Source organism: Amycolatopsis sp. NPDC043885 (assembly GCF_056435685.1).
Window position 1 is genome coordinate 179715 of record NZ_JBWKEA010000018.1, and the last position, 11330, is coordinate 191044.

An 11330-nucleotide genomic window follows, 5' to 3' on the forward strand; every position below is an offset into this window, starting at 1 on the left:
AAGAAAAGTGGGGTGGGTTGGGGGGGGGTGGTTGGGGGGGGTTTTTGGGTTCCAACCCAAAACCCCCCCCCACGACCCTCTTCAAACCTTCTTCTTCACCATTCCACCAGGCGAGCGCTCCCGGCGAGGCGCCAGAATCTCGACGCTCCCCGCAGCGACCTGGTACGCGTCCAGCGTGTCGACGAATTTGCCACCACACGGCCACCGACAAGAGCAAATTCAACTACGCCGAAGGCGGGTGAACCTTCCACCACGATGGGTTAGCGATCAAAGCGCCCCTGAATACTCTCCAATCCTCCAATGCGCAGGCTGATCGACCTCCCACGGTCATTCCGGAGCATCGAGCAATGCCGACGCGCTGAGTTCACCTTCGATCACGGAACCGGCGACCGCGCTCAACTTCAGATTGCGCTGACTCGCATAGCCGCGGAGCGCGGAGAGCGCGGCCGCCATGTCGACGGCTAGATGTTCGGCGACGACTCCCTTCGCCTGCTCGACCACGATGAGACTCTCCAGCGTCGCCTGAAGCTGCTCGGTCACGAACTCGTAGTGGCGAACAGGGTGATGCTGGAACAGACCGATCGTCCCGACGTCCGCCAATGCCTGAGCGGTCCGGAGGTCCCTCACATCGAACTCGCCGCGGTTCCGCCGGAGAATGTTGAGCACCCCGACGGCCTCGCCTCGCAGACGCATGGGAATCGCGGCTACGGCGGCGAAACCGGCATCGGTGGACGCGATCGCGAACCTCGGCCACCGAGCCGGTGCGACGTGCAGATCCGGCTCCTCGACCCGCACACCGGATTGGAAGGCATCCAGTGACGGGCCTTCCTCTGTCTGAAGGTGGAACAACTCCGTCAGCCGTATCCACTCCTCGGACGTGGCGACCAGTTGCAGCGGACCGTGCTGGGTGGTCAGCAGCACGCCTGCCGCGTCCGCGTCCAAGAGCTGTGTACAACGTTCCACCAGCAGGTGGAAGAACTCTATGACATCGAAGTCGGCCAGCAACGTGTCAGCCAGCTCCGCCAGCGCATCAACGATACGGTCTTCGATCATCGGAGCGTCCTTGTCCTCTGATCCGCAAGAGGTCCTTGAGGAACGGGCGAGAGGGTCATGGCGGCTCCTTGAAGGGAGCGAAGCGAACTTCGCGAGCCACGACCGCGGCAGCCAGATCGCTGAGCGTTCTCTGTTCCGCGAAGGCGCGTGCTCGCAGACTGGCCAGCGCGTCGCGCGCACTGACCCCCAGTTGAGCGGAGACCATTCCGGTCGCCTGGTGCACCTGCGCGCTGTGCAACGGCAAAGCTTCGATCCGGGGAGCGGGACTCAGCGCAACGGCGTCAACCCGGTGCAGTGAGAAAGCGCCGAGCACGATCGAGCCGACCCGTAAAGGCAAGGCGAACACCGCCACCGCCAGGGGTGTGAACAAGGGCCAACGACTTTGAAGTTCCGGAGTGTCGAGATCGGCGGCCAGAACGGCGATACCCTCCCGACACGCGTCCACCGACGGCCCCTCCTCGACTGTGTCGTGCAACTCGGCCAACTGCTCCGCGAGTGGACTCGTCGCGCAGCGGGTGTCGGACACACCTCGCGGCGTGTCGATCGTCAAAGCCACGCCGTCCACCTCGAGCCGCCCGACAGCCGCCTCGCACAGCGTAGTCGTGGAAAGTGAGCGCCCCAGTGAGGCGGCATGTTCAACAGCCCAAAGCAGCACTTGAGGCAGCGGGCCGCCGTTGTCGCCGGTCATCGTCACCGCCTCGTTCCACTGTCGAGTAAACCGCTCTCCACGTCAGACCGGTTATTGAAGCAGACCCCGAAGGGGTTAGCGGGCACTGCGGGCACGGGGCAAATCACAACAGATCCGACGCGGTCATTCGCCTGTTCGAGGGAGGACCTTCGTCTCTACGGCGTCCCTCGCTGCCGAGCAGATCATCGGTGGACCGAAGGACGACAAGGGAGACGATCATGACGGTACGGCTCGGGATCAACGGCTTCGGCAGGATCGGGCGGGACATCCTCCGCTGCGTTCTGGAGTCGCCGGAAAGCCCGATCGAAGTGGTGGCGGTCAACGACATCACCTCGCCCGAGATGCTGGCGCACCTCCTGGTCCACGATTCCACCTACGGCAAACTCCGCACACCTGTCGAGATCGTCGACGGCGAGGCTCTCCGCGTCGGCGACCAGCTCGTCCAGGTCACCGCGGAGGCCGATCCGGCCCGGCTGCCGTGGGGCGAGTACGGCGTCGATGTCGTCATCGAGTCCAGCGGCAAGTTCCGGACTCGTGAAGCCGCGGGCGCGCACCTGGCCGCCGGCGCCAGGAAGGTCGTGATCTCCGCGCCGGGCAAAGACGTCGACGCGACGATCGTGCTGGGCGTCAACGAAAACGACTACGACGCCACCAACCATCACATCGTTTCCAACGCGTCGTGCACCACCAACTGTGTCGCGCCGATGGTCAAGGTTCTGCACTCGGCGTTCGGTATCCGGCGCGGCCTGCTCACCACCATCCACAGCTACACCGGCGATCAAGCCCTGCTGGACCGTCCGCACAAGGACCCGCGCCGGGCTCGGTCGGCGGCGGTCAACGTGGTGCCCACCAGCACCGGCGCCGCCAAGGCGATCGGACTGGTCCTACCAGAACTGGCGGGCAAACTCGACGGGGTCGCGGTGCGCGTGCCGGTCGAGGACGGCTCGCTGACCGACCTCACCGTCGAACTCGAGCGCCCGGTGACCGCCGAGCAGGTCAACCATGTGTTCGCCGAGGCCTCGGACGGTGCCCTCAAGGGGATTCTGCGCTATACGGAAGCGCCCGTCGTGTCGCGCGACATCATCGGCGACCCGGCCTCGTGCGTGTTCGACGCCCCGCTGACCAAGGCCGACTCGCATCTGGCGAAGGTCTTCGGTTGGTATGACAACGAATGGGGTTACGCGACTCGCACAGTGGAACTGGTCGAGCTGATCGCGCGAAGCTTGCCGCCGCGATGAAGCGGCTGGGTGTCGCCGGTGCCCTGGTGGGCGGGAACTATCGCGCCGGTGACGTGGAGATCGACGAGGACTCCGGCCGGGTCGCCGCCGTAGGGCTCTCCAGCCCCGGTCGTGGCCTGGCCATCCCCGGATTGATCGATCTCCAGATCAATGGCTTCGCCGGAGTGGACTTCCTGACCGCGGACACCGACGACCACGTGCGCGCCGGGATCGCGCTGGCCCGGACCGGCGTCGTGGCCTACCAGCCGACACTGATCACCGACCGGCCCGACCGGACCCTCGGAGCGATCGCCACCGCCGGCAAAGCTCAGGGTGTGCCCGGCGGGGCCCGTGTCCTCGGGGTCCATCTGGAAGGTCCGTTCCTGTCCTCGGAACGGCCTGGCACCCATCCCGTCGAGTACCTGCGCGCTCCGGATCTCACGCTCGCACAGCGGCTGCTGGACGCCGGCCCGGTCACACAGTTGACCCTCGCTCCAGAACTCCCGGGCGCTGTGGAGCTGGTCGACCTGTGTGTGCGGTCCGGGGTACTCGTCTCCTGTGGACACAGCGACGCCACCGCCGCCGCGACACACGCCGCGATCGATCACGGCGCCCGGCTGATCACGCATCTTTTCGACGCGATGCGTCCGTTCACCCATCGCGACCCCGGTATCGTCGGTGCCGCTCTCACCCGCCGTGAAGTGTCCATCGGCCTGATCGCCGACCCCAGCCACCTGGCTCCCGAGGCGATTCACCTGGCCTTCCAAGCGGCTGCGGACCGGATCATCCTGGTCACCGACGATCTCGCCGCCGGCGGTTGTCCGGACGGCCACTACCGCCTTGGAAGCGTCGACTTCGCAGTGTCCGACGGCGTCGCCCGCCGCGCCGACGGCACTCTGGTCGGTACGACCATCACTCTGCTCGATGCCGTCCGCCACGCCTGCGACATCGGCATCGCCACCGAGGCGGCCGTCAACGCGGCGACCCGCACTCCGGCCAGGTTGTATCCAGGGGCCGACATCGGCCTGTTGCGGCCCGGCGACCGCGCTGATGTGCTGGTTCTCGATGAAGCCATGCGTCTCCTGAGCATCTTCCACCGGGGAATACCGGTCGATCATCAGGCGCCGGCGTCGAGCCGGACGAAGGAAACGGGCCGACCCTCGTGAAGAAGTCCTGGTGGATCGCGTCGACGGCGGGGGCCGTGGTGCTCGTCGTCGCAGTGGTCCTCCTCGTGCGGGAACTGTCCGGCCCGACGAGCGGGACCGACTCGGCCCCCGCTGCGTCGTCCAGCGAAGCCGCCGCGTCTGATCGCCGGGCGGTACTGGCCGTCAAGATCGACAACGTGGCGGCCGCCCGGCCGCAGACCGGGCTGGGTGCCGCGGACCTCGTGTACGTGGAACCTGTCGAGGGCGGACTGACCCGGCTGCTCGCGCTCTACCGGGGCCGCCCGCCGGCCGTGATCGGCCCGGTGCGCAGCGCACGGGCCACCGACCTCAGCCTGCTGGCCCAATTCGGACGACCCGCTCTCGCCTTTTCCGGCGCCGCACCGGAGCTGCTGCCGTCTCTGCGTTCGGCTTCACTGACGAGCGCTTCGCCCACGGAAATCCCGAACGCGTACTTCCGCGACGACTCCCGGCCGTCACCGCACAATCTCTACCTTCGCCCACGTCAGGTCCCCGACAGCGAGGTCGCGCCGGAAGGCACGTTTCCCGAGGCGGGCGCCGCACCGGAATCCGGCACGGCAACCGCCACCTCGGCGATCCGCTACCCGGCGGCCGCCTTCACGTTCACCTGGTCCCAGGACATCGGCAGGTACCTGATCGGTCTGGACGGCTCGCCACTGACCTCGGTGGACGGCGGCCAGGTCGGCGCGGCGACGATCGTCGAACAGCGGGTCGCCGTCCGGCTCGGCGAACGCGGGGAGACCGGCACGGTCCCCAACTTCCCCATCGCCCAGACGGTCGGCACCGGGCAGGCGACGATGTGGCGAGGCGGGCAGCGGTTCGTGGCTACCTGGGACCGTGTGACGGCAACGGCGCCGACCAGGTTCACGACCGCGTCCGGGCAGCCGCTTCCGGTGTCCGACGGTCCTTTGTGGATCCTGCTCGTTCCCGCGTGAACGACGCGGCGGTCAGCCCACCCGCAACACGGCCGCGCCGTTGACCCGGTCCGCCGCCAGATCCGTGAGCGCCCGATCCGCCCCGTCCAGTGGGTACGGCACCGTGCTCACCTCGAGGTGGTGTGTCCCCGCCAACGCCAGGAACTCTCGCGCCTCGGCGCGCGTGTTCGCCGTGACGCTGCGCACCTGACGTTCCTGGAAGAGGTGCCGCTGATAGTTCAGTGACGGGATGTCGGAGAGATGGATCCCGGCGAGTGCCAGTGTCCCGCCTCGATCGAGAGCCTCGAGGGCGGGTGGAACCAGTTCTCCGGCGGGCGCGAACAGGATCGCCGAGTCCAGAGGCTCAGGCGGCGGCTCGGTAGCTGCGACGGCCGAGACCGCTCCGAGAGCCAAAGCAAGCTTCCTGGCTTCCTCGCTGCGGGTCATCACGTGCACGGTGGCGCCACGGGCGATCGCCACCTGGGCGGTCAGGTGGGCACTTCCGCCGAACCCGTAGATCCCCAGCCGACCGCCCTCGGGTACTTGCGCCCGCTCCAGCGCGTGGTAGCCGATCAGACCGGCGCACAACAAGGGCGCGAGCTCGTCGTCGGTGTACCCCTCGGGTAGCGGAAGAGCGTAAGCGGCCGGTACGACCGCGAATTCGGCGTACCCCCCGTCTTCGTCCCAACCGGTGTAGCGCGACTCCGGACACAAGTTCTCCCGGCCGCGAAGGCAGTACCGGCACCGGCCACAAGTTTCACGTAACCAAGCGATTCCAACCCGGTCGCCCGTACTGAAGCCGGAGACCTCGTTCCCCACGGCGACCACCTCGCCGACGACCTCGTGTCCCGGAATCACCCCCACCCGACGTACCGGCAGGTCACCCTCGGCGACGTGCAGATCGGTGCGGCAGACCCCGCACACCAGCACCCTGACCAGCACCTCGTCGGCGGCAGGTCGCGAGACCGGCACCTCCGCCCACTCAAGTGGGCTCGAAGCCATCGGCCCGGGCCGGGTGACCCGCCATGCGCGCATCTTCACGAACGGCCTCCTCCGTCGGAAAGTCCTCCGTTCAGGATCGTGCGCCTTTCGGCCGCGGGGAAGGACCGAAGGTCACTGCCACCCGGCGAGCCGAGGCCTCACCGTGGAAGCGGAAGGGAGAGGAAACCATGACTGTGCAGAAAGAAGATCAGCAAGTGACCGAATCCTCGGCGCCGAAGGAGCCACGCGAAGTGTTCACCGAGAAGGTGCGACGGCTCGTCCGTGAGGGCAACGTCCGGCGCATCGTCGTCAAGGACACCCAGGAGCGGGTGATCCTCGATGTACCCGTGAACGCCGGTATCGTCGCCGCGGTCCTCGCACCGGTCGTGACCGCGGTCGGCGCGATCACCGCGCTCGCGGGCCCCTGGTCCATCGCGGTCGAACGCCGCGGCGACCCGGCGTCGGGAGAGAAGCCGTCGTGAAACCCGTTCGATTCTGGGTCGGGCTGGTCTTGGTGGCCCTGGGCGTGCTGGGGATCCTCGACGCGACCGGCGTCCTCGAAACCGGTGGCTTGCTCGGCGCCTGGTGGCCGGCTTCCTTGGTCGGCCTCGGCATCGTCGCGATGCTGTCCCAGCGACGGATGTCGATCGGACCGGCCGCCGTGACGGTGATCGGGCTCATCCTGCTCGCGGGCACCCTGGACCTGGCGGAAGGCGGCCTCTGGTGGCCGACCCTGCTGGCGGTGGCGGGATTCGCCGTGCTCGCCGGACTGCGCCGGGAGCACGGCACCAGGACACCGCTCGTGATGTTCGGTGGAGCGACCACCAGGGAACAGTCCCGCCACCTGCGGCACACCGACGTCTCGGCGATCTTCGGCGGTTCGACGCTCGACCTTCGTCAAGCCCGCATCGACGAGGGAGCGACGGTGGACGCTTTCGCCTTGTTCGGCGGCGTCAAGGTGCTGGTACCGCGGGGCTGGCGGGTCTCGCTCGGCGGTCTGCCGTTCATGGGCGGCCTGGAGGACAAAACCGACGGTACCGGTGATCTCCCGGCGGACGCTCCTGTGCTCGCCGTGAACGCGACCGCGATCTTCGGAGGCGTCGAGGTCACGAACACACCTGAGAAATGACGAAGTGACTGCGCGGTGCAGTCGCGGCCCAGAGGTCGCGCCGGTACCGCGGCAGCCGAGCCTTCACGTGGTCGCGATCGGCTCGCGGCTCCGGCGGAACAGGGCCGGCGGTCGCGCCACCGGCGGCTTGGACCGCGGTCACGAACCGCCCCCGAGAAGGTCCTGGAAGGCACGCAGTGCCGGGCTTGGCGTCGATCGGCAACGCCTCGGCGCCTGGCCCCCAGCGCGTACCGCAGCCGCTTGGCCGCTTCCCGCACACCGCGAACAGTGCGGTCATGGTCCGGGTGAGTGCGCACATGCGAGCGGAGCGTACGGCACGACTACACCGATGCCGCCCCTATACAGCCATCCACGAACAGCGGCGAGCGACAGCGCGTCGACCATGACAGCGTCCGACCCTCAGATCGAGATCGCGCACCGTCTCTCGCCACGCGCCCCATCGGGTCCTTTGCCTCGCGCGAGATGAAGCTGCGGAACGGAACCTCGAGGTTTTGAAGTCCTGGGAGCGACCTTCCACAGAGACATCCCGTTCCACGGGTAACGAAGAATGGCGAGCCCTACCACCCGCTGACGCCTCCGACAACGACAATGATCCAGACCAGCCAGGCCGAGTTCCGCCTGTTCACGGGCGACAAGGTCGCAAGACCCGCAGGTTCCCGGCCCATGCGACGGCGAAATCGACCGCTTGCCAGGGCAACGCGGCTCGGATGTCATAGCCATTCGGCGGGCGGATCGGATCACCGCGCAGCGCCGCGGTAGGTCGAACGGCACCGCCGGATAGGCCGTACGGACGCATCGACCGGCAGTTTCCACGCTTTCAGTCGCGTTGGCGACTGGGGTCACATAGTTTGCAACCGGCGCACTTGTCCGTCGACTAGTAACCGGGGAGAGCAGCTGGTCACCCCGGCGAATCATGCTCGGCATCGCAGCGGCCGGGCTTGCCGCCTCGGCCGCGGGCGGCCAGGTGCTCCTCCTGACCGACACCACTCTCCTTGCCCAGTAAGGGATTCAGCATGCGCAAGTGGACGACCAGATTACTCGTGGCGGGCGTGCTCGCGACGACCGCCGCGACCGCCGTCATGGCGGTCAACACGGCCAGCGCGGCCGACGGTGTCTCAACCGCGGCTGCCGAGTCGACGTTCCCACTCGCCGACCCGGACACCGTCCAGGCGAAGGACGGCACATACGTCACTTACGGCACCACGGTCGGCGCCGGTGTCGGCGCCCGGTGCGGCGTGACCGGCAAACTGTTCGTGCCGGTGCTCGTACACGGCTCCGGCAACACCGTCGGTGTGGGCACCTGCGCGTCGGCCGACGCACTGCCCAACGGGCCGGGTAGCTGGGCGGAGGGCAACATCTGGGCGCCCGGCGTCGTCCGCTTCGGCGACACCTACTTCATGTACTACACCGCGTCCAAGCGGGGCACCGGCCAGAAATGCCTCGGCCGCGCCGTCTCGGGCAGTGCACGCGGGCCGTTCACCAACCCCGTCGAGTGGGCGTGCCCGGGCAACGGCCGCTGGGCCATCGACGCGAACCCGTTCGTCTCGGGCAGCGCCATGTATGTCGCCTACCGGGACGACGCCATCACCTCGTACCCGGAGACCGGCATCTCGATCGTGCGCACCCAGTCCAACGGCATGGCGGATTGGGCTACCCGCCGGGACGCGTTGAAGAGCACCGACATCGGCTGGGAGACCATCCGGATGAGCGGCGGCACACACGTGATCGAGAACCCGTCGATGTTCAAGTCCGCCGACGGTTACTGGTACCTGGCCTACTCCGGCAACAACTGGGACAGCGCACGGTACGCGACCGGCATCGCCAGGTGCGGCACCGGCCCGATCCCGTCGACGCGCTGCACACCACGGCAGAACGGGGCCGAGCGGCCGTACTTCGGGTACACCGGCGCCGGGGGCCTCAACCCCTACCGCGGCCTGCCCGGCAACCACCCCGGCCCAGGCGGGATGGACTTCTTCCAGGCGGCCAACGGCCAGTACCACGCGGTCTACCACTGGTGGAACGGCACCCGCCGGTTCCCGATCGTGGCGACTGTCCTCCGCAACGACGGCGGCTTCTACCTCAGTTAAGGCCCCTGATCCGGACGTCTCACCCGGGCGTGTGCTGAAAGGGCTTTCACGCACCCGGCTTGTCATGAACGGCGGCCAAGGGCCGCTCCCGGGCAGGGGGTCGGGCAAAGTCGATCGCCTGCCCGGGAGCGGTTTCCTGTCGTGCGTTTGCGAGGTTTCCTTTGACCGATCCGGCGCGACCAGGCAGACCGTTCTCACCGTGGAACGCACCGACTGGGATTCACTTCCGGCCGGAGCCATCGCAGTCGCGGACTCGGTCTCGATGCCGGCGCCACAAGAGACTCATCCCGCCCCGTCGGCATCGAAGCCCTTGTCGAGCATCTGCCGTGATCGCGGCGTCCACTGGACGAGCCGCCGCCACGTTCGGGCAGTCCACGCACTCACCGACGGAAGCGTGCTCGCCGCGCTCGAGGGAGTCGCGCTCGAATGCCGGCCCCCCGATTCCACCGAAGCCGCGTGGTCCCTGCCCACTGAGGGCCTCGGCTGTCAATCAAAGTCGCTCCTGACGAGCGCACCACACTGATCAACGTCGAGCCGCTGATCCAGCCACTTCACGAGGCGCTTGACCATCAGGACTTTCCTCCGGTGGACGAGGCTGCCCGTCGCCAGGCCGGCTTGCGCAGCAGCCGCAGTCCGTTGAGGCCGACGATGACTGTGGACCCTTCATGCCCGGCCACGCCGAGCGGCAAGGGCAGATGGCCCACCAGATCCCACACCACCAGAACACCGATGAAGGCCGAAGCTATGACCAGGTTCGCGACGACGAGACGCCGGGCACGGCGAGCAAGGCTGATCACGGCGGGGATGGTGGCGAGTTCGTCCCGGGTGACGACCGCGTCGGCGGTGTCCAGCGCGAGGTCGGATCCTCCCCGGCCCATCGCGACGCCGGTGTGGGCCGCGGCCAGCGCGGGAGCGTCGTTGACGCCGTCACCGACCACCATCACCTTGGCGCCCCGCGCTTCCAGTTCGCGCACCGCGGCCACCTTGTCCTGGGGCAGCAGGCCCGCCCGGACGTCGGTGATGCCGACCTCGCCCGCGAGGCGGGCGGCCGCGCGCCGGTTGTCACCCGTGAGCAGCACCGGCTCGGAACCGGTCAGCGCCGTCAGCCGGGTCATCGTCGCGGCCGCCGCGGGCCGCACCCGATCGGCCAGTCCCAGTACACCCGCCGGGAGGCCGTCGACGAGGACCACGACGGCCGTGTTCCCGGCTTCCTCCAGCTCGGCCACGATGACGCGAGCCTGGTCGTGATCGTCGTCGAGCAGCCGCAGCGGACTGCCGACCTCGATCCCGCGGCCATCCACGCGAGCCGACACGCCACGTCCCGGCGCCGAGGTGAAGTCCCCGGCCGGACGCAGCGCGATCCCGGCGTCGCGAGCCGCCGCCACGACAGCCCGGCCCAACGGGTGTTCGGAGGAATGTTCCGCGGCCGCGGCCAATGCGAGGTGCCGGCGAACACCTCGTCCCCGACCCTCTTGTCGACCGGCAGCGACTCACCGGTGATGCTCGCCTGATCGACGTCACCGGCGCCCTCGACGACCTCCCCGTCACCACCGATCCGCTCACCCGGCCGCACGACGATCAGATCGCCCACCCGCAGCACCGCGGTGTCCACGATCTCCTCGCCCACGCCGGTGAGCCGGGCCGCCCGCTCGGGGGCGAGGTCGAGCAGCCCACGAACCGAGTCCTCGGTGCGTTTGGTGACGATCGCCTCCAACGCCCCGGAGATGGCGAAGATGACGATCAACAGCCCACCATCGAAAACCTGACCGATCGCCGCGGCACCGATCGCCGCGAGGACCATCAACAGGTCCACGTCGAGCTTGCGCTCCCACAACGCCCGCAAGCCCGCCCAGCCCGGCTCCCAGCCACCGGTGACATAGCAGGCCAGATACAAGCCCCACCACAGCCAAGACGGCCCGTCGGCGACCTGGACCAGCGATCCCACCAGGAACAGAACCGTCGCGGCGGACGCCCACCGCACTTCCGGCAGCACCCACATCCCTGCCCACCGCCGCCGGGGCACGGGCTGATCGGCAAGGCTCGCGCGCTCACGCACATCCGCAGTCACACAGATAGC

Annotated in this window: 10 protein-coding genes and 1 pseudogene; 6 read left to right on the forward strand and 5 right to left on the reverse strand. The window is 68.3% G+C overall.

The window, feature by feature from the left end; translation table 11 throughout:
- Positions 1-327: 327 nt before the first annotated feature.
- Both AC069I_RS36045 and AC069I_RS36050 read right to left on the reverse strand, forming a co-directional pair.
- Positions 328-1053 carry a GAF and ANTAR domain-containing protein gene (locus AC069I_RS36045; RefSeq protein ID WP_478267387.1) on the reverse strand — a complete coding sequence of 242 codons (726 nt, stop codon included), beginning with the start codon at positions 1051-1053 and terminating at the stop codon, positions 328-330.
- Positions 1054-1108: 55 nt separating this feature from the next.
- Positions 1109-1741 carry a GAF and ANTAR domain-containing protein gene (locus AC069I_RS36050; RefSeq protein ID WP_478267388.1) on the reverse strand — a complete coding sequence of 211 codons (633 nt, stop codon included), beginning with the start codon at positions 1739-1741 and terminating at the stop codon, positions 1109-1111.
- Between the two features lie 218 nt (positions 1742-1959).
- On the opposite strand from AC069I_RS36050, the gene gap reads away from it, so the two are divergent.
- From gap to AC069I_RS36065, 3 genes are read left to right on the forward strand one after another with little or no spacing between them, the layout of a single operon-like run.
- Complete coding sequence (gap, locus tag AC069I_RS36055; RefSeq protein ID WP_478267389.1) at positions 1960-2979, forward strand: type I glyceraldehyde-3-phosphate dehydrogenase; 1020 nt, start codon at positions 1960-1962, stop codon at positions 2977-2979.
- A complete protein-coding gene (gene nagA / locus AC069I_RS36060; RefSeq protein WP_478267390.1) occupies positions 2976-4124 on the forward strand; it encodes an N-acetylglucosamine-6-phosphate deacetylase in 1149 nt (382 codons plus the stop codon). Before gap ends, nagA begins: the two co-directional genes overlap by 4 nt.
- The gene (locus AC069I_RS36065) at positions 4121-5077 is read left to right on the forward strand and encodes a DUF3048 domain-containing protein (protein WP_478224596.1); all 957 of its coding nucleotides are present in this window, start codon (positions 4121-4123) and stop codon (positions 5075-5077) included. The genes nagA and AC069I_RS36065 overlap by 4 nt, the downstream gene beginning before the upstream one ends.
- A gap of 12 nt (positions 5078-5089) precedes the next feature.
- Here AC069I_RS36065 and AC069I_RS36070 read toward each other — a convergent pair whose 3' ends face one another.
- Complete coding sequence (locus AC069I_RS36070) at positions 5090-6091, reverse strand: zinc-binding alcohol dehydrogenase family protein (protein WP_478224892.1); 1002 nt, start codon at positions 6089-6091, stop codon at positions 5090-5092.
- A gap of 134 nt (positions 6092-6225) precedes the next feature.
- Between AC069I_RS36070 and AC069I_RS36075 the strand changes: the two genes are divergently transcribed.
- The 3 genes from AC069I_RS36075 to AC069I_RS36085 all read left to right on the forward strand — a co-directional run bounded on the left by AC069I_RS36075 (position 6226) and on the right by AC069I_RS36085 (position 9253).
- On the forward strand, positions 6226-6519 hold the full coding sequence (locus AC069I_RS36075; RefSeq protein ID WP_478267391.1) for a DUF4342 domain-containing protein: 294 nt from the start codon (positions 6226-6228) through the stop codon (positions 6517-6519).
- Positions 6516-7166: a LiaF transmembrane domain-containing protein gene (locus AC069I_RS36080; RefSeq protein ID WP_478224598.1), complete on the forward strand. Its 651-nt coding sequence runs from the start codon at positions 6516-6518 to the stop codon at positions 7164-7166. Before AC069I_RS36075 ends, AC069I_RS36080 begins: the two co-directional genes overlap by 4 nt.
- A gap of 1013 nt (positions 7167-8179) precedes the next feature.
- Positions 8180-9253, forward strand: coding sequence for a family 43 glycosylhydrolase (locus AC069I_RS36085; protein WP_340681310.1), 1074 nt, complete (start codon positions 8180-8182; stop codon positions 9251-9253).
- Positions 9254-9822: 569 nt separating this feature from the next.
- On the opposite strand, the gene AC069I_RS36090 is transcribed toward AC069I_RS36085, so the two are convergent.
- Both AC069I_RS36090 and AC069I_RS36095 read right to left on the reverse strand, forming a co-directional pair.
- A complete protein-coding gene (locus tag AC069I_RS36090; RefSeq protein ID WP_478267392.1) occupies positions 9823-10638 on the reverse strand; it encodes an HAD-IC family P-type ATPase in 816 nt (271 codons plus the stop codon).
- A gap of 113 nt (positions 10639-10751) precedes the next feature.
- Positions 10752-11252: pseudogene (locus AC069I_RS36095) on the reverse strand (P-type ATPase actuator domain-containing protein); the annotation flags it as partial.
- Positions 11253-11330 lie beyond the last annotated feature (78 nt).

Coding starts and splice junctions, on each gene's coding strand:
- nagA (WP_478267390.1), top strand. CDS start 2,976: ATGAAGCGGCTGGGTGTCGCCGGTGCCCTGGTGGGCGGGAACTATCGC.
- AC069I_RS36050 (WP_478267388.1), bottom strand. CDS start 1,741: ATGACCGGCGACAACGGCGGCCCGCTGCCTCAAGTGCTGCTTTGGGCT.
- AC069I_RS36085 (WP_340681310.1), top strand. CDS start 8,180: ATGCGCAAGTGGACGACCAGATTACTCGTGGCGGGCGTGCTCGCGACG.
- gap (WP_478267389.1), top strand. CDS start 1,960: ATGACGGTACGGCTCGGGATCAACGGCTTCGGCAGGATCGGGCGGGAC.
- AC069I_RS36045 (WP_478267387.1), bottom strand. CDS start 1,053: ATGATCGAAGACCGTATCGTTGATGCGCTGGCGGAGCTGGCTGACACG.
- AC069I_RS36070 (WP_478224892.1), bottom strand. CDS start 6,091: ATGCGCGCATGGCGGGTCACCCGGCCCGGGCCGATGGCTTCGAGCCCA.
- AC069I_RS36075 (WP_478267391.1), top strand. CDS start 6,226: ATGACTGTGCAGAAAGAAGATCAGCAAGTGACCGAATCCTCGGCGCCG.